This is a genomic window from Holdemanella sp. DFI.5.55 (genome assembly GCF_020593575.1).
Lineage (GTDB): Bacteria > Bacillota_I > Bacilli_A > Erysipelotrichales > Erysipelotrichaceae > Holdemanella > Holdemanella hominis.
The window spans coordinates 1-22,322 of record NZ_JAJDMK010000038.1; the positions used below are offsets into that span (position 1 = coordinate 1).

Annotated in this window: 26 protein-coding genes, 2 pseudogenes and 1 riboswitch; of the genes and pseudogenes, 20 read left to right on the top strand and 8 right to left on the bottom strand. The window is 33.6% G+C overall.

Annotated elements, in window-relative coordinates:
- Positions 1-182: 182 nt before the first annotated feature.
- The 6 genes from LJE08_RS08385 (at position 183) to LJE08_RS08410 (ending at position 4,772) form a co-directional block, all read left to right on the top strand.
- On the top strand, positions 183-866 hold the full coding sequence (locus tag LJE08_RS08385) for a TraX family protein (protein WP_368735827.1): 684 nt from the start codon (positions 183-185) through the stop codon (positions 864-866).
- Between the two features lie 8 nt (positions 867-874).
- A complete protein-coding gene (locus LJE08_RS08390) occupies positions 875-1,411 on the top strand; it encodes a shikimate kinase (RefSeq protein ID WP_227402922.1) in 537 nt (178 codons plus the stop codon).
- A gap of 31 nt (positions 1,412-1,442) precedes the next feature.
- Positions 1,443-1,529: riboswitch (TPP riboswitch) on the top strand.
- A gap of 43 nt (positions 1,530-1,572) precedes the next feature.
- Positions 1,573-2,334 carry an ABC transporter permease gene (locus tag LJE08_RS08395; RefSeq protein ID WP_117926792.1) on the top strand — a complete coding sequence of 254 codons (762 nt, stop codon included), beginning with the start codon at positions 1,573-1,575 and terminating at the stop codon, positions 2,332-2,334.
- On the top strand, positions 2,331-3,329 hold the full coding sequence (locus LJE08_RS08400; protein WP_117926793.1) for an ABC transporter substrate-binding protein: 999 nt from the start codon (positions 2,331-2,333) through the stop codon (positions 3,327-3,329). Before LJE08_RS08395 ends, LJE08_RS08400 begins: the two co-directional genes overlap by 4 nt.
- Positions 3,329-4,063 (top strand): ABC transporter ATP-binding protein, encoded by a 735-nt coding sequence (locus LJE08_RS08405; protein ID WP_117926794.1) that lies wholly within the window; start codon positions 3,329-3,331, stop codon positions 4,061-4,063. Before LJE08_RS08400 ends, LJE08_RS08405 begins: the two co-directional genes overlap by 1 nt.
- Entirely contained in the window at positions 4,056-4,772 is a 717-nt protein-coding gene (locus tag LJE08_RS08410) for a TatD family hydrolase (RefSeq protein ID WP_227402923.1), read from the top strand. The genes LJE08_RS08405 and LJE08_RS08410 overlap by 8 nt, the downstream gene beginning before the upstream one ends.
- On the opposite strand, the gene LJE08_RS08415 is transcribed toward LJE08_RS08410, so the two are convergent.
- On the bottom strand, positions 4,753-5,880 hold the full coding sequence (locus LJE08_RS08415) for a GTP-binding protein (RefSeq protein ID WP_217255873.1): 1,128 nt from the start codon (positions 5,878-5,880) through the stop codon (positions 4,753-4,755). The genes LJE08_RS08410 and LJE08_RS08415 overlap by 20 nt on opposite strands.
- Positions 5,881-5,939: 59 nt before the next feature.
- Between LJE08_RS08415 and LJE08_RS08420 the strand changes: the two genes are divergently transcribed.
- The 3 genes from LJE08_RS08420 (at position 5,940) to LJE08_RS15310 (ending at position 7,639) form a co-directional block, all read left to right on the top strand.
- Positions 5,940-6,956 (top strand): nucleoid-associated protein, encoded by a 1,017-nt coding sequence (locus LJE08_RS08420; protein WP_227402924.1) that lies wholly within the window; start codon positions 5,940-5,942, stop codon positions 6,954-6,956.
- A gap of 79 nt (positions 6,957-7,035) precedes the next feature.
- Positions 7,036-7,281: a hypothetical protein gene (locus LJE08_RS08425; RefSeq protein WP_117926668.1), complete on the top strand. Its 246-nt coding sequence runs from the start codon at positions 7,036-7,038 to the stop codon at positions 7,279-7,281.
- A gap of 115 nt (positions 7,282-7,396) precedes the next feature.
- A complete protein-coding gene (locus tag LJE08_RS15310; RefSeq protein WP_186998650.1) occupies positions 7,397-7,639 on the top strand; it encodes an AzlC family ABC transporter permease in 243 nt (80 codons plus the stop codon).
- 70 nt (positions 7,640-7,709) lie between these two features.
- Here the strand turns inward: LJE08_RS15310 and LJE08_RS08435 are convergent.
- Positions 7,710-7,979 (bottom strand): annotated as a pseudogene (locus tag LJE08_RS08435) (tyrosine-type recombinase/integrase); the annotation flags it as partial.
- Positions 7,980-8,584: 605 nt separating this feature from the next.
- On the opposite strand from LJE08_RS08435, the pseudogene LJE08_RS08440 reads away from it, so the two are divergent.
- A pseudogene (locus tag LJE08_RS08440) lies at positions 8,585-9,224 on the top strand (helix-turn-helix domain-containing protein).
- Between the two features lie 139 nt (positions 9,225-9,363).
- Here the strand turns inward: LJE08_RS08440 and LJE08_RS08445 are convergent.
- On the bottom strand, positions 9,364-9,984 hold the full coding sequence (locus LJE08_RS08445; protein WP_217255875.1) for a GNAT family N-acetyltransferase: 621 nt from the start codon (positions 9,982-9,984) through the stop codon (positions 9,364-9,366).
- Positions 9,985-10,067: 83 nt separating this feature from the next.
- Between LJE08_RS08445 and LJE08_RS08450 the strand changes: the two genes are divergently transcribed.
- Both LJE08_RS08450 and LJE08_RS08455 read left to right on the top strand, forming a co-directional pair.
- Positions 10,068-10,880 carry a MerR family transcriptional regulator gene (locus LJE08_RS08450; RefSeq protein WP_227402925.1) on the top strand — a complete coding sequence of 271 codons (813 nt, stop codon included), beginning with the start codon at positions 10,068-10,070 and terminating at the stop codon, positions 10,878-10,880.
- A 505-nt stretch (positions 10,881-11,385) separates the two neighbouring features.
- Positions 11,386-11,547, top strand: coding sequence for a hypothetical protein (locus LJE08_RS08455; RefSeq protein WP_217255878.1), 162 nt, complete (start codon positions 11,386-11,388; stop codon positions 11,545-11,547).
- Between the two features lie 116 nt (positions 11,548-11,663).
- Here LJE08_RS08455 and LJE08_RS08460 read toward each other — a convergent pair whose 3' ends face one another.
- Positions 11,664-12,179: an IS1595 family transposase gene (locus LJE08_RS08460; RefSeq protein WP_238635995.1), complete on the bottom strand. Its 516-nt coding sequence runs from the start codon at positions 12,177-12,179 to the stop codon at positions 11,664-11,666.
- Positions 12,160-12,609 carry a hypothetical protein gene (locus tag LJE08_RS08465; RefSeq protein WP_227402927.1) on the bottom strand — a complete coding sequence of 150 codons (450 nt, stop codon included), beginning with the start codon at positions 12,607-12,609 and terminating at the stop codon, positions 12,160-12,162. Before LJE08_RS08465 ends, LJE08_RS08460 begins: the two co-directional genes overlap by 20 nt.
- 373 nt (positions 12,610-12,982) lie before the next feature.
- Here LJE08_RS08465 and LJE08_RS08470 point away from each other — a divergent pair, with 373 nt between their 5' ends.
- Entirely contained in the window at positions 12,983-13,570 is a 588-nt protein-coding gene (locus LJE08_RS08470) for an HD domain-containing protein (protein WP_227402928.1), read from the top strand.
- 74 nt (positions 13,571-13,644) lie between these two features.
- Positions 13,645-14,391 carry a DUF4097 family beta strand repeat-containing protein gene (locus LJE08_RS08475; RefSeq protein ID WP_217255881.1) on the top strand — a complete coding sequence of 249 codons (747 nt, stop codon included), beginning with the start codon at positions 13,645-13,647 and terminating at the stop codon, positions 14,389-14,391.
- A gap of 17 nt (positions 14,392-14,408) precedes the next feature.
- Here LJE08_RS08475 and LJE08_RS08480 read toward each other — a convergent pair whose 3' ends face one another.
- Genes LJE08_RS08480 through LJE08_RS08490 form a run of 3 tightly spaced genes read right to left on the bottom strand, consistent with a single transcriptional unit; the run spans position 14,409 to position 17,825 of the window.
- A complete protein-coding gene (locus tag LJE08_RS08480; protein WP_217255882.1) occupies positions 14,409-15,392 on the bottom strand; it encodes an aspartate-semialdehyde dehydrogenase in 984 nt (327 codons plus the stop codon).
- Positions 15,389-16,708 carry an aspartate kinase gene (locus LJE08_RS08485; protein WP_117925949.1) on the bottom strand — a complete coding sequence of 440 codons (1,320 nt, stop codon included), beginning with the start codon at positions 16,706-16,708 and terminating at the stop codon, positions 15,389-15,391. The genes LJE08_RS08480 and LJE08_RS08485 overlap by 4 nt, the downstream gene beginning before the upstream one ends.
- Positions 16,709-16,712: 4 nt before the next feature.
- On the bottom strand, positions 16,713-17,825 hold the full coding sequence (locus tag LJE08_RS08490) for a homoserine dehydrogenase (RefSeq protein WP_227402929.1): 1,113 nt from the start codon (positions 17,823-17,825) through the stop codon (positions 16,713-16,715).
- A gap of 90 nt (positions 17,826-17,915) precedes the next feature.
- Here LJE08_RS08490 and thrC point away from each other — a divergent pair, with 90 nt between their 5' ends.
- The 6 genes from thrC to LJE08_RS08520 are packed head-to-tail and all read left to right on the top strand — an operon-like array spanning position 17,916 to position 22,249.
- Positions 17,916-19,388, top strand: coding sequence for a threonine synthase (gene thrC, locus LJE08_RS08495; RefSeq protein WP_227402930.1), 1,473 nt, complete (start codon positions 17,916-17,918; stop codon positions 19,386-19,388).
- Positions 19,381-20,253: a homoserine kinase gene (gene thrB, locus LJE08_RS08500; protein ID WP_117925956.1), complete on the top strand. Its 873-nt coding sequence runs from the start codon at positions 19,381-19,383 to the stop codon at positions 20,251-20,253. The genes thrC and thrB overlap by 8 nt, the downstream gene beginning before the upstream one ends.
- Complete coding sequence (locus LJE08_RS08505; RefSeq protein WP_117925958.1) at positions 20,246-20,680, top strand: ACT domain-containing protein; 435 nt, start codon at positions 20,246-20,248, stop codon at positions 20,678-20,680. Before thrB ends, LJE08_RS08505 begins: the two co-directional genes overlap by 8 nt.
- A complete protein-coding gene (locus LJE08_RS08510; RefSeq protein WP_117925960.1) occupies positions 20,680-21,369 on the top strand; it encodes a TIGR01906 family membrane protein in 690 nt (229 codons plus the stop codon). The genes LJE08_RS08505 and LJE08_RS08510 overlap by 1 nt, the downstream gene beginning before the upstream one ends.
- Entirely contained in the window at positions 21,366-21,914 is a 549-nt protein-coding gene (locus tag LJE08_RS08515) for a nucleoside triphosphate pyrophosphatase (protein WP_227402931.1), read from the top strand. The genes LJE08_RS08510 and LJE08_RS08515 overlap by 4 nt, the downstream gene beginning before the upstream one ends.
- Positions 21,915-21,964: 50 nt before the next feature.
- Positions 21,965-22,249 carry an HU family DNA-binding protein gene (locus LJE08_RS08520; protein WP_003863836.1) on the top strand — a complete coding sequence of 95 codons (285 nt, stop codon included), beginning with the start codon at positions 21,965-21,967 and terminating at the stop codon, positions 22,247-22,249.
- The last annotated feature ends 73 nt before the right edge of the window (positions 22,250-22,322 follow it).

A 22,322-nucleotide genomic window follows, 5' to 3' on the forward strand; every position in this document is an offset into this window, starting at 1 on the left:
GATACTCCCCTATAAAAATGGCTATTTATCAACTGTTTGTTGTGACATAGCCTAAATAAAAAATTATCTGCGGCATGTTTGGTTTTACTTCTTTTATTTGGTGCAGATGTTGTTTATTCGCACTTTGAACCTAATGTAGGAGAAGGTGTGACTCAATGATAAAAAAGTAAAATGGAAATCAAATCAAGATGATTGCGATCATTGCGATGTTTATGGATCATTTCGCAACAACATTTTATCCGAATTATGAAAAGTATTGGTGGCTTTTATTGATTCATTTAATTGGACGAGTGGCAGCACCTATCATGTGGTTTATGGTGGTTGAAGGCTATACGCATACGCATAGTTTAAAGAAGTACTTAGAAAGATTATTGATTTTTTCAATTATCGCTCACTTTGCGTATAACCTCTGTTTTGGCATTTCTTTGATTCCTTTAAAAGATTCTTTATTAAATCAGACAAGTATTATATGGCCATTATTCTTGTCGGTGATTGGTTTATGGGTGGAATATCAAGAATGGAAAGATGCAAAGAAGATAGGTTGTATTCTAATTCTTTGTTTGTTGGCATTTCCAAGTGATTGGTCATGCTTTCCCATTCTTTGTACAAACCACATTTATAAAAATCAAGGCAATCTAAAAAAACAAGTACTCGGTATGGCCTTATATATTTCTATGTATGCAATGGTCTATTGTTTATGTATTGATGTAGTTTATGGTTTGTTGCAGTTCGGAATTGTTTTAGTATATCCGATTATGTCTTTATATGATGGAACAAGAGGAAAGAGTACATTTATGAAATGGTTTTTTTATTGGTTCTATGTGGGACATTTAGTTTTATGTGGATTGATTCGTGTAATGATGTAGAGGGAAAAATGAAAATATTAATTTTTGGGATGTGTAACATTGGAAAGAGCACTGTTGGTGAGTTCTTGGCAAGGAAAATAGGTTACAACTTTATCGATATGGATGCGAAAATCAAAGAAAAATATGGTACGATGCTTGTGTTTCAAGATGAATATAATGATCAATATGAATGTGATGAATTGCGTGCAGAAATGATTTCATCTTGGATCAAAGAAAATGAAAATGTAGTCATTGCCCTAAGTCCTATTGCGTATTTAGATGCATATGAAGATTTCTTTGAAGATTCAGATATTATTTGTTTCGACTTAACAAATCGAACTGAAAATGTTTTTAAACGCTTGGAATTTACGGATGATAATGACAATCTTTTGCACATCCCTCAATCGTATCTAAATAAGCATAAGGCATATTATATGCGAGAAATACAGGCGGATTTTGATTATTTCCATACTTTATATGCATCCAAAATGGATTCGATTTCAATGGATGGTAAAAGTTTAGATGGAATTGTTGAGGATATATGCAAGAAATATAAATTAGTCTAAGATTGTGATATAATCAATGGGCAAGTAAAAACATACATGACAGGGGTGCAAATGCTGAGAAAAACCCTTATTACCTGATCTGGTTAATTCTAGCGTAGGGAGTCATATCGATTGATGGTGGCACTCTAGGGTGCCTTTTTTATTTGGAAAGGAGCTAGTGAATGAAGAAAAATCGTAGAATTGTCATGCCGTTGCTTGTGTTTATTCTAGTGATTGGTGGCTGGGAATTATATGTTCGTGTATTTGATATTTCACTTTATATTTTGCCAAGTCCATCAAAAATTATCAGTGCACTTATTGAGAATTTTGATATTCTAATGCAACATTCGCTTGTTACGTTGCAAGAATCAATCTTAGGATTGTTGATTAGTACTTTCTTTGCGATACTTATTTCAATTTGTATGGATCTATCCAAAACATTTAAGACAAGTGTTTATCCATATTTGATTGTGACACAAACCGTTCCTATTATGGTTTTAGGGCCTTTGTTTTCAATTTGGTTTGGATTTGATTTGTTGCCCAAAGTGTTAATTGTCATATTTATGTGTTTTTTTCCGATTGCGATATCCTTTACGGATGCCTTGTCACAAGTGAATGAAAAAGAAATCAATTTATTAAAAAGTTTTGGTGCCAATCTATTTCAAATCTATAAAATTGTTAAGATTCCATCGGGTGCCATTGGCTTATTTTCAGGATTAAAGGTAGCGGCTACCTATTGTGTGGGCGGAGCTATTGTAGGTGAATGGCTTTCAAGTAGAGCAGGACTTGGTTATTACATGCTTCGTGTAAAAAACGGATATATGTTAGATAAAGTCTTTGCGTGTGTATTGATGATTATATTTTGGAGCATTCTATTGAATTTAGGAGTGACTCTATTGGAAAAAATATTATTTCCACATTTACGAAAAGGAGAAAGAAAATGAAAATTTTAAAGGCTATGTGTGCAGCTGCTGTTGCGTTAAGTTTAGTTGGCTGTGCTCAAACATCGAATTCTGATAAAGAATTAACAAAGGTTACATTGATGTTGGATTATACGCCAAATACAAACCATACTGGTTTCTATGTAGCTAAAAACAAAGGATATTATAAAGAGGCTGGTTTAGATGTAGATATTATTGAGCCAGGTGATAATGCGACAACTTCAATGGTTGCGGCTGGAAAAGCTGATTTTGGAATCTCTTACCAAGAAGATGTTACGTATGCCCTAACAAGTGAAGATCCACTTCCAATTAAAACAATTGCGACAATTATCCAACACAACACTTCAGGATTTGTTTCTTTAAAGAGTGCAAACATCAATTCTGTAAAGGATTTTGAAGGAAAAACATATGCAGGATGGGGAGCACCAAGTGAAGAAGCTGTCATTAAAGCGGTTATGAATGAAGCGGGTGCTGATTTTAGTAAGTTAAACATCGTAGGATCTGATGGGTCTGGTATTGCAGGACTTAGTGATGAAGTTGGTAAAAATAAAGTGAACCTTGGATGGGAATTCTATGGTTGGGCTATTATTAAAGCACTACAAGATGGATATGATTTAAACTATATGCCATTAGCTGATTTAGATAATCGTTTGGATTACTATACTCCGGTTATTATCACCAACAAAAAGATGATTAAAAAGAATTCAGATACAGTTAAAAAATTTATGGAAGCTACTAAAAAAGGATATGAATATGCGATTGATCATCCAAGTAAAGCAGCTGAAATCTTACATGAGGATGCATTGTCAGATACAGATTTGAAATTTCTTAAAGAAAGTCAAAAATATTTAAGTAGTCAATATGCCAAAGATGCAGATTCATGGGGTGTTATGAAAGATTCTGTATGGGATAATTATACAGATTTTATGTATGAAACAGGATTGATCAGTCAAAAGATTGATGCGAAAGATCAATATACTAACGAGTTTGTAAAATAATGAAGCTATATGTTGAAAAGCTAAATCTTGAATTTTCAGGAAAAGAAATATTAAACGATATTTCTTTTTCTATTCAAGAAGGTGAATTTGTTTCCATTCTAGGGCCAAGTGGATGTGGAAAATCCACCATTCTAAATGTATTGGCAGGATTAATTGAAGATTATTCTGGCTCCGTATTTGTGGATGATGAACCAATTACAGGTATTAGTAGTCATTTTGCATATATGCCACAAAGTGACTTATTACTTGAATGGAGAACGATTTTAGATAATGTTTGTTTGTATGGCGAAATTAATCATGATAAATCAATAAGACAAAGAGCTTTAAAAGAATTTGAAACATTTGGTATTTCTGGTTATGAAAACGCATATCCATCGAGTCTTTCAGGAGGAATGCGCCAAAGAGCTGCCTTTTTGAGAACTTCTTTGTGTAAAGCGGATATTCTTTTATTAGATGAACCATTTGGAGCGTTGGACGTTATTACTCGAAATGATATGCAAGATTGGTTGTTACAATTAAGAAAGAATTATAATCGTACTACTTTATTAGTTACACATGATATTGATGAAGCTTTATATTTATCGGATCGTATTTTGATTTTATCGAATAAGCCAAGTCATATCTTGCAGGAAATAGACTTATCTAAAGAAAAGAAATCGAGGGATTGGTTATTTTCACAAAGTGATTTGAAGAAACAAGTTTATGAATTGTTGAAGGGTGAAAATCATGCATGATGCACATTATCATTATTCAAAAGAAATAAATGCGCTACAGAATGAATATGGAATTTCTGGTATTTGTAACGTCGTAAATGAAAAAGAATTTGAACTTGTCCATCAAAAGCAGTTGTTCTATTCTTGTGGAATACATCCTTGGAATGCAAGTTTAGATACATTTGAATCCATGCTTCCTTTGTTAAAAAAGGCACCTATCATTGGCGAAATCGGCATGGATAGTGTATGGTGTGATTTGGATTTAAATATTCAAAAAGAAGTGTTTGAAAAACAGCTTCAGCTTGCACATGCTTTAAATAAACCGGTTATTCTTCATACGAAGGGTCAGGAAAAAACAATACTTGAATTGATTCGTAAATATCCAAATACATATGTTGTACATTGGTATGGATGTATGGATTATGTCAAAGAATATGATGAAGTGGTATCTTATTTCACGATTGGTCCTTCAATTGGAAAAGAAGAGGAAGTAACGCATTTAGTAGAACAAGTATCTATGGATAAATTACTTATGGAATCCGATGGTATTGAAGCTGTGAAATGGGCTATTGATAGTGACGATTATATTGCTGCTTTAAAAAATGAAATTACTATGGTGGCTTCGTTAAAGAATCAATCGTATTCTGAAGTTGAAAGAATTTTGGATCAAAACTTTTCAAAGTTAAAAAAAAATAGGAGAATTTCTTCTCCTATGCAAGACAGTCATTGAACTGTCTTTTTATTTGTTCTTCATTCATATTCTTTCCAATAAAGACTAATTGATTGATTCGATCTCCATACTCTTCATCCCAGTTTTGAGCTAGTTGAGGATTGGCTTTTAATAAATCCATTTGATCTTGTTTTGGAGCTGACGCAATCCATAATGAGTCTTCTGTAAGTGAATTTAATTTACCAGCTTGTTCAAATAAGTAGGCAGAATCAGGTTGGTTATCAAACCATACGTAGCCTTTGGTGCGAATCACATTCGGATAGTTATTTAATAGATTTGTGAATTTCTTTAAATCCAATGGTTTTCTTGTTTGCCACACAAAAGTAGAAATTCCATATTCTAAAGCTTCACCTTCGTGATTGTGATGATGGTGTTCGTGTTCTTCGATTTCGTGAATCCAACCAATGTTGTTTTGTGCTTTTTCATAATCAAAGTTATGTGTGTTTAAAAGCTCTTCTAAATTAACTTGGCCAAAGCTAGCCTCAATGATTCCGGCATCTTTACATAGTTTATGAATGACTGCCTTGATTTCATTTTTCTCATTTTCGTTGACGGTTTCTGCTTTGTTTAAGATAACGGTATTACAGAATTCGAGTTGCTGCATCAATAAAGAGTCTAAAGAATCTTCATCTTCACAAGGTTCTAATAAGTGTTTACCACAAGTGAATTCATTTGACAATCTTGCAGCATCGGCAACGCAGATGATGTTGTCTAAGTGGAATAGTTCTGGTAATCCTCTAGAATATAGTGTTTCATTGGCGTAAGTAATGGTTTGCGCAATGGGGATTGGCTCGCAAATACCACTCGCTTCAATGATGATGTAATCAAACTTATTGGATGAGGCTAAGGCTGAGAGTTGTTGTAAAAGATCTAGTTTTAGTGTGCAACAAATACATCCATTGGTAAGACCTACAACGTCTGTGTCTTCTTTTTGAATTTGTGCATTTTTATCAATTAGTTTTTGATCGACATTGATTTCACCAATATCATTGACAATAATCGCAACTTTATATCCTTCTTGATTTTTTAGAATGTGATTTAATAAAGTGGTTTTGCCAGCTCCTAAATAGCCAGTTAATAATAAAATAGGTATCGATTTTCTTTTCATTTTTAAAACCTCCTTTACTTATTGTATAATATTTGCGATAAAAAGGAGTAAATTTTTTTATGACAATTTTATATACATCTTTCCATATATTGGATTTAGACAATGATACACTACAAAGAAAAGAGATGCCTGAAGAATTCCAAGGTTTTGTGAAGGAATATATTGAGTATGCGAACTCAAATGAGAAAAATAAAATGTATACCATTCATGATGAACAAACACAAGTTGTTTCGTGTATTCGTCAAATGGCATTGAATCAAGAAAAATGTGAAGTTCTTACAGATAGTATTGCAGATAAGCTTTTGATGAGTGAAAAACTTGCACAAGCAAAAATCTATCGCATGGGTTCTAATGTGAAAAAGGGAAGTTTAATTCAGGCTTTGGTACAAAATAGTAGTGATGAACTTTTATTTGTGATTGCTAAAGTGGAACATTCAAAATGGTATGATGGAAGTGATTTATCAAAGAAGTATGGATTTTCAGGAGATAAGAAATCATTGTGGAAATCAGCTGTATTTTCAATGTATGAAATTAATTCGCATATAGTATTTAAAGATGTTAAGGCATATTCAGATACTATGGCAAAATATTGGACGGTTTCATTCTTGGAGTTAGATGAAGCTAGGGATGATGCCAAAAATACATATTCCGCATTTAAGGCCGTGGATAATGAATTGAAGAGCGCTGTAGAACCTGTTTCTAAAAAGGATTATGTAAAGTTATCTAGTGAATTGCAGAATGTGATGAATACACCACAGCAGTTAAACTACAATCAATGTATTGATAATTTAATTGATTCGTATTCTTTTAGTGAAGAAGAAATTGAGAAAGATGTTATTAAAGATTGTTTACTAGCGCTTCCTGAACGTAAAAATTTTGATACAGAATTTAAAGTTGTTCCCGAAAGCTTGAATAATAAACGTACAAAAAAATTCCAGATATCTCAAGGTATTGAATTAACGATTCGTTCGGATGCCATGGAATATCCAGATAAGATTGTATCGACTGTAGTGGATGGAAAGCGTGTCATTCAAATTGTTTGTGAGGATGATGATACGTATGATGCGTTTGCTTAAAATAAACTGAAAAATTTTTGTTTGTATAAATACGAAAATAGTGGTTTAATTAGTACATTATTTAAAGGGGGTATTTCAAATGAAAAATAAGAATACATTAACAATTCTATTATACGTTTTTGCCGTTTTATCGTTAGCTTATACGTGTTATGCGGCAATCCAAGCATATAATACGTTTACTTCATATTACAGTACAAACTTAAGTGTAGTGAATTTGGTTTTGTACATGATTACGACGTGTTATGAAAGCATCTGCTTTAGTGTGCTTTTCTATGCGTTAGGCGTATTTAGTGAAATGTTTCATAAGAAGGAAGAAGAGAAATAGTTTTACACTGTTTCTTTTTTCTTTAGCAAATGATTATGAAGAAAGATTTTAAAGTAGGGGCCAAGGCAGCAATCCAATTATTTTAGGATATATTCCTGTTGGAATAGCGTAGGGTATGTTGGCTAAAGCAACAGGATTAACATTTTTTAGAGCATTGAGCTTTTCCTTGTTTGTGTATACAGGAGCTGGACAAATGGCTGCTGTCACAATGTTAGCTCAGAATGTTGCTTATGTAATAATTATATTTACAGTCTTTATTAATAAATTATATATGTCTTTGACTATCTTTTTATACCTTCTTAAATGTCTGCAAAGCCTTATTTTATCGGCTCTACGGGCATTTTTTCTTTTGTGGTAAACCTCACATATCTAGGTCTATCTTCTTATATTTTCGCTATCAAGCGTGGTTAAAATCGTGGTAAATACTTCTATGCGATTAGACGCTGAACCTCTGATTTTACAGTATCTATGGACGCATGAGCATACCAGTTCATTGTGATACTGATATTTGAATGCCCCATGATATACTGTAAATCTTATGGATTCATGTTCTTGCTTGCCAGTCTTGTGCAGAATGTATGGTGTAGTGTATGTGGTGTGATATGTGGCAAAGGGTTTTCCTTATGGTGCTTGTTGTATTTCTTTACCATACGGACAAAAGGCATATTGTAATCAATCGCAACCTTGGGTTTTCCTTTTATACTATATCTTGATACATGGGTAAGACGTGCAAGTTCTCCTTGTGAAAGAGCGCTTGCAAGATGTTTGTTCTTCATTTCAAGTGCAAATTCTAAATTGTTCATTGTATTCCTCCAATCCTATAATAGCCTTGAAATACCTGTAAACCACTATTCAAAAGAATGTGAAGTTACTATCTTCTTAAAACTTCATATTACTCCTTGCAGCTTTGGGGTTGTATGATTTTTTACTTGTCTTTTGTGAAATAGTGCCCCCTGTTAGATAACGGAGGCACAGACAAGGCTCGCCAGCCGACAAAGCATTTCCGTCCTTTGACGGCAATCCGTCATGTCGTTTTTGCTCACGTACGCCAACAGTCCTGCAATGCTCTGTCGACAAGTCCTGTTTTACCCTTTTTAAACAAATTCCATTTCAACCGATATTCATATCTATGGGTTTAATCAGATAGGTATTTCTTTTTGAATGTTTTTGTATTTCATTCTATTGTGCCTATTCAATTACAAGAACATAGTGATTCCTATATGCTTAATGATCAATATCTATTTTTGTCTATATAAATCATATTAAGCATGATAGATTTATAATAGCAAAGGTATAACGAGATATGGAGGGGTATGCAATGAAAATAAGCCATTTAGGAAATAATATACAGACCATAAGAAAATTTAGAGGAATGAAACAACAGGAGCTTGCGGATAAAACCGGTATCAATATGCAGAGCCTTTCCAAGATTGAAAGAGGGTTGAACTATCCTGCTTATGAAACGCTGGAAAAGATAATGGAAGTGCTGGACGTAACACCCAATGAATTGTTATCGGGGAATGGAAATATGTTAATCAGTCTGAAAAAGAAGTCCGTCAGTTTTTGAGAGCAGAGGAACGATTAAATGCAGAATTGAAGCATGGACATTATGATAACTTCTTTGACAGCGAGGAAGAATGGCTGGAATATGAGTTAGAAAAGTTACGGGAATACATTACCGACTATATCAATGGAACAAGCATTGAAGCGTCCGACCTTTACCCAATCAAAGAATTTATCCAACATTTGGAATTCCAAAAACTGTTAAACCGCCATGATGATTTATACAGCATGGATATGTTTGGGAAAGCATTGAGGAACACAAGTATAGGACACCTTATCAAGTCGTGAAAATGATAAACCCGAACTCAAAAGAGGATATGGAACTGTTATCGAAATTACCGTGGATAACGGATAATTTTGATGATGATGAGGACGAATAATCTTTTTCCTCTTACGAAAAGATACAGTAAACAAAAAGCCTGATCAAGAGTGCATAACACCACCAATGGCGGCAAGCTCTTGACAGGGCTTTTTTTTGCTATGGCAGGTAATCATGGGAAGAAAGAATAACTGTTATCATTAACATTGATAGTCATAAATAAAGAATTTCATTACCGCTTGCTGTCCTTTGATGTTAAATATGTGTTCCTTTTCTAATCGTCTTTTCATTCCTTGATGTTCATAAAAACCATAATTACAGCTTGTATCTGTAAACAAATAAAATTCTTTCAGTTTTTCCTGCTTCATGTAATCGAGAGTTGACTGAAAGAGTATTTTACCAATTCCTTTTCCTCTACATGAAGAACTTACAGCAAATAAGGCAAGCTCTGCCGGATAAATCTTGTTGTTTTCATTCAATAATTGTTTATCTATTCCATTGACGTTACCAAAAATTTTTGAAACATTCCGACCCTCTTTTGAACTATATAAGGATAGTATTGATTTTATTTGTAACAGTCGATTTGAAAGAGGACATTTATGTTTAGAAATATTGTTAGCTAATATAATACCAACCACATTTCCATCAACTACCGCTACTCTTGAAAATGTATAGTTGGTTAAACAACTGCTTAAAAATACTCTTGCTAGTTTAACCGCTATTTTGGGACTGCTAAAATCATCATAATGCCATGTTTCCCTAATGATAGTTTCTAAAGCTTTAAAATCTTGTTTTTGATATTCACGTAATTTTATTTTCATTGTTCTTCTCCTTGTTTACATCATTCATATCATATATGATAAAGTATACAGTAACTGTAATGTAAATAAGGAGTTTTAAGAAAATGAGAGAAGAGATTAAAAAGCTGACAACTGCACAATTTGCAAAATTACACGAAGTAAACAAACGCACATTACATTATTATGATGAAATCGGGCTTTTCCGTCCACTTACAAAATCTGATAATGGCTATCGCTATTATGATATTTCACAAAGTATAGATTTTGAATATATCCGTATGTTGAAAGAATTAAATATGAGTATTGAGGAAATCGAAACATATCGAAAAAATCCTACACCTGCTGATTTCTTAAAAATTGTGAACGAAAAAGAACAAGAAGTTGATAAGCAAATTCAAAAGCTGAAAGATATTAAAACTGTAATGCAGAGCAAGAAAGAACAAATATTTTTTTGTGAAACTTTACAGGAACGGGAAATCAGAATTGAAGAATGTAAATCAGAAAGGCTTTTAGTCTATCCTTATGATTTCTCAGAAGATGATATAACACAAATTTTCTCTCGTTTGAAAGATATATGGGGAATAGAACAAATACGAATGGGAATGGGAAGCTTTATTTCGCTTGACAATGTATATAAGATGAACTTCGATAAATACGAGGGAATATACACGATTGCCTTAAACAAAAAATCTGTTCCGAATAGTTTTATAAAACCACAAGGAAAATATCTCTGTGGTTATCAAAAGGGTAAATGGGATAAATTACCAGCCTTATATCAACAGATGCTTGATTATGCTCATGGAAATAATCTACAACTTACTGACTATGCTTATGAAGTTGGCTTGAATGATTTTGTTATTTCTGATGAAGCTGATTATATTACAAAAATTATGATTAAGATTAATGAAAACTCTTGACTTTACAGTTCGTGTATAGTTTATACTCTTTTGTACCAAGATACAGGGGAGTGTAGGATAATGAAAGCTTACAATAAAAAGGCTTAATTACAGGTACTATATTTTGTGTAATAGGTGCTATTTCTTTGATAAAAAATTTGACGGTGCCCTCTGATTTAATGATTTTGCAAATCAGAAATATCGTTATTTCATTTCTTGCATTGTCAATTGGGTTAAATTCTTTAATCAGAGCGTTGTCTAAAAAATGCACAGAAGAAGATATATCCTCAAAAATAAATGTAAGAAACAGTATTGTCAAATTGAAAAGTCTATGTTCAGCGTTTGTCATTCTTCAAGCACTTATCTTCATCTGCGTAATATTGTCTATGATTGCATTCTATTTTACTGAAAATATTTTAACAGTAGCAATTCTGATTGTTTTAGGACTTTTATTATCTATTAGTTGGATAATCGAACTAATAACAACCATATATTATGAAAAGAAACAGCAAGGAGAGGAATTTTAATGATGATGAAATTATTACTACTGGCAGCAATTATTCTTGTAAAAATTTTATTATCAAAAGGTTTAGCATTAGTGCTTATTATATTGTCATTTATGTTCAAAGGTAAGCAATTATATAAATCAACACTTGAATGGAATGAATATTTTTTTATCGCTGAATGATAATTTGGTATGGCTTAACCTTCAATTTGTTGATATAGGTACTTTCTAAACGATAGCGAACGGAAATAAACATTCTTTACGAATTTGGCGTATATAAAAATATACATGGATCTTTCTCAACGTTTCATGATCAAACGTAACATTTCTTGTGAATCCATTCCAAGATATTCGCGTTGTAGGGTGAACAAGGCGTTATATCGATTGATGTATTTACTAGATATACCTTTATAACACGTATATTGTGCCTGAATTTGCGAATGAAAAGAATTAACATTGTTTAGATGATTTACAGAGTCATAACTTTTATAGCTGACTAGAATTTTATTCTCGCATCTCTTTTCTTCGAGCACCTTCTGGTAACTAGCTAATCCATCTGTCCATACATAGCTTTTATCTTCAATACAGCGACTAAACTGTAACACATCGTCAATTCTTGGTTTAGCCACATTAAAAGAACGAGCAATGCAGTTTCCCGATCGCTGCACCGCTGTTAGGATACATATCTTTTCTTTTGACAAGCCTCTTTTTCTAGTGGGTGTTCCTCGTTTCTTCCCTGGATGACCCTCTATTTTTCGTCCTTTTCTGCAATGTGTTATATACGTTTCATCAACTTCAATCTCTTTCGTAAGCATGTATGGGATACTCCATAACTTCAATAAAATGAAGATATTTATGACGCATGCGAAAAGCAGTGGATTCATTTACATTTATTTTTGCGGCTGTTTTAAGAATAGAATTTCCGTTCTGTGTTTGAATGATTAGATCGTTCCATTTTGCTTGGCTCTGGTGTGAATAAAATGTCAACTGAGCATGATCACAGACAAATCTTTTATTGCATGCATTGCACTTAAGCATCTGTTTCCCTGCTTTTGTCTTACCTGCCTTTACAAGAACTGGATGATAAGCACCACATTTAGGACAGTATTGAAAATGATAACTATCCATCTGCTTGTTTATTTCAATAAAATCATTGATCATCAAAGATACACGTTCTTTTTGATAAGAGCATAGTTTGTCCGCAACATTAGGAAGTAAGAAATTAGAGGAATTGATTGTGTTCATATAAGTGCCTACCTTTTAGATACTTAAAGTATACAAGCAATTTTGACATTATTTATGTCATAACAACAAATTGAAGGTTAACCCAAAAAGTTATCTGTAATCGGAGTTGTTTTGGTAAGTGTGATATCTTGTGTAATATTATATATGTTTATACTTTCACGAAAATGTAAAATATTTACAACTATATTGTAAACAGTTGCAAATGATGATATAATTTCATTGGCTTCGAAAGGAAGTTTTAAGAAGGTTTGCGTCAATAGAAATCGTATTTTGCTCCTTCCTCAAGTTCACTAATGATTTCGAAGTTGACGTAATAGATTAGGCCTGAGTGAATCCGGGCCTTTTTGTGTGTTAAAATGGTGTTGGTGATGGTATGGAACGAATTGAAAAACAGATGCAATTTATTTTGGAAATTGATAAAGAAAAACAAATCAAAAGAAAGACACTTCAAAGCAATGGGAAAGACTTTGAGGATGATGCTCAACATGCTTGGCATATGGCTATTATGACACTATTATTAAGTGAATATGCCAATGAAAAAGTTGATGTATTAAAAACAATTTCTATGTTGTTGATTCATGATCTTGTGGAAATTGATGCAGGGGATACCTATGCATATGATGATCAAGGCTTGAAAACGCAAAATGAAAGAGAGAATTTAGCAGCTAATCGCATTTTTAATTTATTGCCAGAAGATCAGGCAAAGAAAGTATTACATTTGTGGAATGAATTTGAAGAAAGAAGAACACCGGAAGCTAAGTTTGCCAGAGTGATGGATAATTTTCAGCCTGTTATGTTGAATGCTGCGACGGATGGAAGAATGTGGGTTGAAAATGGTGTGCATCTTGAAAAGATATTAAAGCGAAACGAAAAAACACATGAGGGTAGTGAAGTGTTGTGGAAGTATATGTATGAGCATTTCATTATTCCTAATGTTGAGAAGGGAAGAATTAAAGAGTAATTCTTCTTTTTTTGAGCATACTACTGTACAAAACAAAGTAGTGGTGATAAACTAGTAGTGAAAGAGGTGGTTTGATGAAAAAAGGATTCATTATAGTATTTATTCTTATTCTTGTTTGTATTGCAGGAGGTAGCTTTCTTGCGATTCATTTAATTACGAATACGAATGTGGACATTGGCGAAGTATCTGAAGAAATATCTATTGCGAAAGAACCTTTGAACCATGAACGAATCGAAGATTTTACTTCTGTCAATTTAGATTTGACAAGTATGGATGTTAAAATTGAGAAATCAAGTGAGAACGCGATTTCTTATCGTTTGCAGGATGCGAAGAAACAAAAACTGGATTATTCTGTTGATGATGGTGTTTTAACTGTAAAAGAAACAATTTCAGATAAACATTTTGTCGGTCACGATGATAATGAAGTGATTATTTATACGATAAATGATTCTTTAATTGTGAATGGCAATATTGTTGCAGGGGATGTTGAAACTCAAAACGTGGCATTAAAGGATTCTAGAGTGACAAGTGTGTCTGGTGATATTTCTATTGAGAATGGAAATTTAAATAATTGTACTTTTGTAACTACAAGTGGAGATATAGAATTTGATGGCCAATTAACTGGAGATAATACATTAAATACCACATCAGGAGATGTAAGTGTAGAAAATATCAATAATGTTTCAGTCACAGCCTCTACAACGAGTGGAGATATTGAAATTGGGGAAGAAGAATTAACGGGTTCTGTAACTCGTGTGCTAGGAACAAATAATGCGACCTTAACTTTAAATACAACAAGTGGAGATATTGAAATTAACTAAAAAATAGGCAAGCGAAATTAATCGTTTGCCTTTAATAATTCTTCTAGAATTTGGACTGCATTTGTAGCAGCACCTTTACGAATCTGGTCTCCGCAGCAGAATAGAGATAATGTATGATTTGTTTCATCCGTGATGTCTTTACGAATTCTTCCAACATGAACTAAGTCTTGATTTGTCGTATCCTTTGGCATTGGATAGATTTGATTTTTTGGATCATCTTTTAATAGTACGCCTTCAGCTTTGGATACTAATTCTCTCGCCTCATTGACATCCACTTCATTTTCACATTCGATGGTGATACTTTCAGAATGAGAACGCCAAATAGGAACACGTACACAAGTACAGTTAACTTTTAAAGCATCATCGTGCCACATTTTTCTTGCCTCATTTTGCATCTTCCATTCTTCCTTTGAGATGCCTAAATCATCAAAATCTCCAATTTGAGGAATCAAGTTAAATGCGATTTGGTAAGGGAAAGCTTTTGATGGAACATTTTCATCTTCAATTTGATTCTTTAAATCTTCAATTCCTTGAACACCAGCACCTGATACAGCTTGAAATGTTGTCACAATCATTCGTTTGATGCGGTATTTTTTATGTAAAGCTTGTAAAGCTACAAGGGCAATAATCGTTGCACAGTTTGGATTGGCAATCAAGCCATGATGGCCTTTAATATCTTCTTTGTTCACTTCAGGAATTACCAAAGGAACATCTTTGTCTAAACGGAATGCACTTGAATTATCAACAACGATACATCCTGCTTCTTTGGCCCATGGCATCCACATTTTTGTGATGTCATTTCCAGTTGCTCCTAAAACATAGTCAACACCTTGAAAACTTTCTTTTGTGAGTTCTTCAACAATGTGTCCATCGATTTCTTTGCCTTTTGATCTGGCACTAGCCAATAATTTAAGGTCAGCCTGAATGTTTCTTTCTTTTAAGCATTCTAACATTTGTTGTCCTACAGCACCTGTAGCACCGGCAATTGCGATTGTTGTCATTCTTCATTTCCTCCTACGAAAGTATCATATATAACTTGGACTGTTTTTGTGAAGTCTTTTTTCTTGACTCCCACTGTGATATTGATTTCATCACTACCTTGGGCAATCATGACAATGTTGATGTTATTTTTACCTAAGGCACCAAATAACTTGCCACTTGTACCTGGCTTATCGGACATGTTTTTACCTACAGTAGAAATTAAAGCTAAATCCTCTTGGACAGTTAATTTATCTGGTTTTAGTTCATCTTTGAAGTGTGCCAAGATTTCATAAAGACTCTCTTCAATTTCTTTTTTTTCTACAACAATATTGAATGAGTCAATTCCACTAGGAATGTGTTCAATACTGATGTGGTATTTTTCTAGGATGGATAGAGCTTTACGAATGAAACCGACTTCATTTGACATATGCTTTTTATAAACATAGATAGACATAAAATCCTTTTTACCTGCAATACCTGTAATTGGATATCCACTTTTTACTTTTGAATGTTCTTGGATGATTGTACCTGCGTCTTGAGGGCGATTGGTATTTAAAATGTGGATTGGAATGTTAGCTTCTTTAACCGGGAAAATAGCTTCTTCATGTAAAACGCTAGCTCCCATATAGGAAAGTTCTCTTAGTTCTGAATATGTGATATGAGTAATTCCTTTTGGGTTTTTAACAATTGTAGGATCGGCCATTAAAAATCCAGACACATCGGTCCAGTTTTCATATACGTCGGCATGAAGACATTTTGCTAAAATAGCCCCTGTAATATCGCCTCCGCCACGTGGGAAGACTTGAATGTGTCCATTTGCACTTGTGCCATAGAAGCCTGGGAAAACAAAGTGGTCGTATTGAGCATATTTAGCTTGAAGTTTTGCGCTGGTCGCATCCCAGTCAATAGATTTATCTAGTTTAAAACGAATAATATCTTTGGCATCCACAAAGGCATAACCTAGATATTCAGCCATTAATTTAGCACAGAAGTATTCACCGCGACTGACGATAACAGCTTGGGACATTTGGTTAAGATTGGTGTAAAAGGCATCCAACTCTTTTTCGATGGGTTGTTTAAGGTCTAATTCATTTTTTATTTCGATGAAACGGTTTTTGATGAGTTTAAAGACGCTCGATGCATCAACATGGTATTTTCTGTGGGCATCTAACAAGTAAAGCAGATCTGTGATTTTATTGTCGGCCGCAAAACGTTTTCCAGGAGCCGATACAACAATGTATCGGCGTGTTGGATCTTGTTGGATGATGGCTTTGATTTTTTTGAACTGTTCAGCATTTGCGACACTAGAACCACCAAATTTAGTGATTTTTAACATATGACTACCTCCATAATGCGATAAAACTATTTTTATCTAATTCTTTAATTTTCTTAATGATTGACATATCCTGGTTTTCAATCCAGTAATAGTTTGCTTCTTTCTTTTGAATAGGATAGTAATTCTCTAGGGAAACATCACTGCGAATTAGCCACGTTTCTTTTAATAGAGACGTATCAAATTCTTTTGGTGTTGAATAAACAATTTTTCTTTCTTTATTTTCAAGTGTATCTAAAGCATTCTGTACCATGGCTTGCGCTGTAGGTAATTGGCCGGCGCCCTGACCATAATAGCCTAGTGTATCAAAGCTATGAGATAGGATTTTTTGTGCGTTGTAGTTGCTAGGAACATTGGCTAAAAAATCATTTTCATCCATGCAACATGGAGCGATAATGGAAATAATTTTATCGTCAATTTGTCTTGATATGGATAAATGACGTATGACTTTATTGTTCATTTTGATGAATTTAATGTCCAACATTTTGATTGTACGAATTCCTGCATAATATGGAATGTCAACGATGGGTGTGTTGAAAGCTAAGCTGTTAGAAATCTTTGTTTTATAATATACGTCAACACCATCAATATCGTTAGATGGATCTTTTTCAGCATATCCTTTATCTTGAGCTTCTTTTAAAACGTCTTCAAAATCCAAGTTGTTTTTTTGCATAGAATCTAAAATGTAGTTGCTTGTGCCATTAAAGATACCTTCATAGCCTTGTAGTGGTTCAAGTCTTTTTAGTTTTAATAAGGCATCGATAAATGGAATACCACCTGCAACACAAGCTTCTACCTGAATGCTTCCTCCATATTCTTTTTCAAGCTCTAAATAGGTATCGAGATAGGTTGCGACAACAGCTTTATTTGAGCTGATGACATGTTTTCCTTTTTTCAAAGCTTTTTGAATCAATGTGTTGGCAGGTTCTAATCCGTTTAAACATTCAAAAACGATATCAATATCATCTTGAACTACCATATCTTCATTGTTAGAAAAATAAGGTAGGTTTTCTTTTTCTTTACGTACATAAACGTATTTTATATTGATATCATCCAATGTTTTTGCCAGGATTTCAATTCCTTTTCCGACAACTCCATAACCTAAGATAACTGCGTTCATATAGTTCCTCCTGTATCTTTTTAGAAAACACTTGTTTTTAAAGTGTGAACATTGTATCATATGGAATATAGATTTTCAAGGAGGATTCACATGAACGATTATATTTCTACAAGAGACGCACACCAAAGCGTTTCCAGCAAGCAAGCCATACTAAATGGAATGAGTCCAGATGGAGGTTTATACGTACTTCCAACTTTAGATCAAATTCATTTAGATTTATCCTTAATATGTTCAAAGTCTTATAAAGAAAATGCCGTTTATATACTTTCACATCTTCTTACAGATTATACGAAGGAAGAATTGGTGACATGTGTTGAAAATGCATATGCGAATTCTTTCTCTAAAAAAGAGATTACACCTGTAAAAAAAGTAGATGATGTTTATGTGTTAGAACTTTTCCACGGTCCTACATGTGCCTTTAAAGATGTTGCGTTAACTCTTTTACCACAATTAATGTCCTGTGCCTTAAAAACTACGAACCAAAAAGCATTGATTTTAACTGCCACAAGTGGAGATACAGGTAAAGCGGCTTTATCTGGGTTTTGTGATGTAGAAAATATTGGTATTAATGTTTTCTATCCATATAAAAAGGTTAGTGCCATTCAATATCGTCAGATGGTTACGCAAAAAGGAAAGAATGTGAATGTATTTGGAATTCAAGGCAATTTTGATGATGCGCAAAGCCAAGTAAAACGTCTATTCTTAGATGAAGAATTGAATGCGTATTGTGCGAAACAAAATATTCTTTTGACAAGTGCTAATTCCATTAATGTGGGTCGTCTGGTTCCTCAAATCGTTTACTATTTTGATAGCTACAAACAATTAGTGCATCAAGGTGCTATCAAATTAGGGGATAAAGTTTCATTTAGTGTTCCAACTGGAAATTTTGGAGATGTTTTAGCTGGATATTATGCATATTTGATGGGGTTGCCAGTAGAAAAGTTCTATGTTGCCAGCAATGCGAATCGTGTATTAACAGATTTTTTAACGACAGGTATCTATGATCGAAATCGAGATTTTATCCAGACTATTTCACCAAGTATGGATATTTTGATTAGTTCAAACTTAGAACGACTATTATATTATGCATCTAATAAGGATACACAAAAAGTATCGAAATGGATGCAGGAATTAAATGAAAAGGGTCGTTATCAGATTGATGATGAAACTTTTAAAACCATTCAAAACTTATTTACGTGTGGCAGTGTAGATGACAAAGAAACGAGTGAAGAAATCAAATTGGTTTATGATAAGACAAACTATGTTTTAGATCCGCATTCGGCCATTGCGTACAAAGTCGCAAAAGAATGTAAAGATCGTCCTATTGTTTCTTTGGCTACAGCTTCACCTTATAAATTCAGTCAAGATGTTTTGAAAGCATTAGGATATACGGAAGATAATGAATGGATGGCTATGCAAGATTTATCAAAATATTGTCAAGATGCAATTCCTACTCAATTAAAGGAACTTCAAGACTTAGATGTTTTACATGATCGTGTTATCGATGTAGCATCTATGAAAGACGTGGTATGTGAAAGTACAAAAGAGGTATTCCATGATTAGTGTGTGTGTCCCAGCAACAAGCGCAAATTGTTGCGTGGGATTTGATTGTCTTGGTATGGCTGTAGACTGGTGGGCTCACTTTACTTTTGAAGAAAGTGATACGTTGATTGTAGAAGGTTGTCCGGGTGAATTTAAAGGACAAAACAATTTAGTCGTGCAAGCCTTTTATACAACTTGTGACTATTTACATTTGGGATATCCGACTTTTAAACTAACGATAGATACAGATGTGCCTTTTGCCCGTGGCTTGGGTTCAAGTTCAACGTGTGTTGTTGCGGGAATCTTAGCTTGTGATGCATGGTTTAAAAAGGGTATGGACAAGATGGAAATCTTAAAGATTGCCACAAGTATAGAGGGACATCCTGATAATGTAGCACCAGCTATTTTTGGTCAGGCTACAGCTTGTTTTATGGAAAGAGAAGATGTGAAAATGAGTCTTGTTCCATGTGCAAACTATCACTGTTTGGCCATTGTACCTCGTTATGAAGTAAAAACTTCTCAGGCAAGAAAGGTTTTGCCGACTGGTATGGCATTTAAAGATTGTGTTTCACAAGTATCGCATGCACTCGTCTTTATTCAGGCTTTGCAACAGGGGGATGAGTCTTTACTTGCAAGTTCTTGTAGGGATTTGTTGCATGAACCATATCGTAGGCAATTTATTAAGGAATATGATAGGATAAAGAAGTATTGTGATTCAAAACAACTTCCAATGTGGATTTCAGGAAGTGGTTCAACTATTATGGTTGTTTCGTTAGAAGAATCTCATTTGGTTGAATTATCCAAGATTTTAGAATCTTGTTTTAGTGAATTGGATTATAGATTTTTAACTATAGCCAAAGAGGGGGCGTTTATAAAATATGAGTAAATATTATGTTGTGAGTGGCGATATTTTACCGGATGTTTTAGAACAAGTTATGCAGGCACGTATTTTATTACAGTCGGGCAAGGCAAAAAGAATTAGTGAAGCTGTTAAAATGGTTGGTATTTCGCGGGGCACATATTATAAATATAAGGATGCCGTTTTTTCATTTAATGCAGAACAATCGAATCGTAAGGCAATTATTTCGATGATTTTAAGAAATGAAAAGGGCACACTTTCTAAAGTTTTATCTTTAGTATCTGTAAAACAAGTTAATGTTTTAGCTATTAACCAAACGATTCCTATTAATGGAATTGCCAACGTAGCACTTACTTTAGATATTAGTGATTTAGAAATCGGTATTCAGTCTTTAGTCAGTTTGATTGAGGCTATGCCAATGGTAGAAAAGGCTGATTTGGTAGCTGTAGAATAATGAGACGTGTTTTAAGTTTTATATTTGGCTGGTGCTTTATCATTGTTTGTGTTGTGTTTAGTATCAAGAGTACAGCATTAAATCCAGATTTTTATATTCCTGAATATGAAGAGATGGATTTGGCTAGTGATATTGGTGTTTCTAAGAAAGATTTGAATCAAAGTATTCGTTTATTGTTGGATTATTTAGATGACAAGCGTGATGATATCAAGGGACATATCACGTGGTATGGTGTATCTCAAGAAACTTTTAATGAAAAAGAAACGAGTCATATGGTGGATGTAAAGGCGTTGTATCAGAATGCTTTAAGGTTTGCTAAAACAGCGCTTATTATTCTAGTGTTGATTATTTTATATTTTTACTGGAATGAAAAAGAATTGATGTTTGCGTATTTGAGTAAAGGTTTTTTAACGGCCATGTTTACATTCATAGTAATGCTTGTGTTCTTTGGGTTTTGGATCTTTACAGATTTTACAAGTTTCTGGACATGGTTTCATACGATTTTCTTTACGAATCAATTGTGGCTGTTAGACCCCAATACGGATTTCATGATTTGTATGCTTCCAGAAACAATTTTTTATAAGCTAGTACTTGCTTGTGTAATCAAAGTGATTTGTTTTGTTGCTCTGGCAAGTGGATTGGCTATTTATTATATGGTGAAAAAGGCACCGATAGGTTTTGAAAGATGATTGTACTTGCGTCTAAATCTCCGCGAAGAAAAGAGATATTAAAAGACTTGGGCTACGATTTTATTGTTTGTCCAGCCAAAAAGGATGAAGTGTTTGATTTAAGTTTAGGTTTGGATGAGGCTTTAAAAAAGGTTGCTGAATCTAAGGCAAAAGAAGTAAGAGAATTCTATTCAGACTCGATTATTATATCGGCAGATACGATTGTATGTTTGAATCAAAAAATATTGGGTAAGCCAAAATCAAAAGAGGATGCGTTAAAGACGTTGAACGCATTATCAAATCGTAGGCATCAAGTAAAAACGGGTGTTTGTGTAATCTATAAAAAACAAACTTTTTTACATGTCGAAACGACAGATGTTTATTTTAAGAAACTTACAGAACAAGATATTATTTCGTATGTAAATAGTGGGAAATGTATGGATAAAGCAGGCTCTTATGGTATACAGGAATGTGATTTTGTGGATCATATTGAAGGTGATTATACCAATGTGGTAGGCTTACCAAAATATGTGGTGGAATCAATAATGAAAGACGTTGCACTCTAGTTATAGAAATGATAAAATAGCGTGGTAATAATTAGAGGAGGAACATGTAAATGTCTAATGTTATTAATAAAAAAGATTTAGCTGAAAAATTGGCTGAAGAATTCGGTTGTTCAAAAAAAGACGCAACAGCTTATGTTCAATTCGTATTCGATACAGTAGCGGATACTTTAAAAGATAATGGTACTGTAGATGTATTCGGATTTGGTAAATTCTCAATTAGTGAAAGAGCAGCTCGTACTGGTATCAATCCAGCTACTAAGGAAAAAATTGAAATTGCTGCAAGCAAATCTGTAAAATTTAAAGCTAGCAAAGCTTTGAAAGACGCTGTTAAGTAAGAAGATTCGATAATGAATCTTCTTTCAGATTGTTGACAAAAGCCTATACCTTTTCGTAAGGGCATAGGCTTTT

Coding starts and splice junctions, on each gene's coding strand:
- LJE08_RS08400 (WP_117926793.1), top strand. CDS start 2,331: ATGAAAATTTTAAAGGCTATGTGTGCAGCTGCTGTTGCGTTAAGTTTA.
- LJE08_RS08455 (WP_217255878.1), top strand. CDS start 11,386: ATGATGATGAAATTATTACTACTGGCAGCAATTATTCTTGTAAAAATT.
- thrB (WP_117925956.1), top strand. CDS start 19,381: ATGATTAGTGTGTGTGTCCCAGCAACAAGCGCAAATTGTTGCGTGGGA.
- LJE08_RS08460 (WP_238635995.1), bottom strand. CDS start 12,179: ATGCTTACGAAAGAGATTGAAGTTGATGAAACGTATATAACACATTGC.
- LJE08_RS08490 (WP_227402929.1), bottom strand. CDS start 17,825: ATGAACGCAGTTATCTTAGGTTATGGAGTTGTCGGAAAAGGAATTGAA.
- LJE08_RS08450 (WP_227402925.1), top strand. CDS start 10,068: ATGAGAGAAGAGATTAAAAAGCTGACAACTGCACAATTTGCAAAATTA.
- LJE08_RS08520 (WP_003863836.1), top strand. CDS start 21,965: ATGTCTAATGTTATTAATAAAAAAGATTTAGCTGAAAAATTGGCTGAA.
- LJE08_RS08445 (WP_217255875.1), bottom strand. CDS start 9,984: ATGAAAATAAAATTACGTGAATATCAAAAACAAGATTTTAAAGCTTTA.
- LJE08_RS08475 (WP_217255881.1), top strand. CDS start 13,645: ATGAAAAAAGGATTCATTATAGTATTTATTCTTATTCTTGTTTGTATT.
- thrC (WP_227402930.1), top strand. CDS start 17,916: ATGAACGATTATATTTCTACAAGAGACGCACACCAAAGCGTTTCCAGC.
- LJE08_RS08410 (WP_227402923.1), top strand. CDS start 4,056: ATGCATGATGCACATTATCATTATTCAAAAGAAATAAATGCGCTACAG.
- LJE08_RS08485 (WP_117925949.1), bottom strand. CDS start 16,708: ATGTTAAAAATCACTAAATTTGGTGGTTCTAGTGTCGCAAATGCTGAA.
- LJE08_RS15310 (WP_186998650.1), top strand. CDS start 7,397: ATGTTGGCTAAAGCAACAGGATTAACATTTTTTAGAGCATTGAGCTTT.
- LJE08_RS08425 (WP_117926668.1), top strand. CDS start 7,036: ATGAAAAATAAGAATACATTAACAATTCTATTATACGTTTTTGCCGTT.
- LJE08_RS08405 (WP_117926794.1), top strand. CDS start 3,329: ATGAAGCTATATGTTGAAAAGCTAAATCTTGAATTTTCAGGAAAAGAA.
- LJE08_RS08395 (WP_117926792.1), top strand. CDS start 1,573: ATGAAGAAAAATCGTAGAATTGTCATGCCGTTGCTTGTGTTTATTCTA.
- LJE08_RS08415 (WP_217255873.1), bottom strand. CDS start 5,880: ATGAAAAGAAAATCGATACCTATTTTATTATTAACTGGCTATTTAGGA.
- LJE08_RS08390 (WP_227402922.1), top strand. CDS start 875: ATGAAAATATTAATTTTTGGGATGTGTAACATTGGAAAGAGCACTGTT.
- LJE08_RS08420 (WP_227402924.1), top strand. CDS start 5,940: ATGACAATTTTATATACATCTTTCCATATATTGGATTTAGACAATGAT.
- LJE08_RS08515 (WP_227402931.1), top strand. CDS start 21,366: ATGATTGTACTTGCGTCTAAATCTCCGCGAAGAAAAGAGATATTAAAA.
- LJE08_RS08505 (WP_117925958.1), top strand. CDS start 20,246: ATGAGTAAATATTATGTTGTGAGTGGCGATATTTTACCGGATGTTTTA.
- LJE08_RS08510 (WP_117925960.1), top strand. CDS start 20,680: ATGAGACGTGTTTTAAGTTTTATATTTGGCTGGTGCTTTATCATTGTT.
- LJE08_RS08480 (WP_217255882.1), bottom strand. CDS start 15,392: ATGACAACAATCGCAATTGCCGGTGCTACAGGTGCTGTAGGACAACAA.
- LJE08_RS08465 (WP_227402927.1), bottom strand. CDS start 12,609: ATGAACACAATCAATTCCTCTAATTTCTTACTTCCTAATGTTGCGGAC.
- LJE08_RS08470 (WP_227402928.1), top strand. CDS start 12,983: ATGGAACGAATTGAAAAACAGATGCAATTTATTTTGGAAATTGATAAA.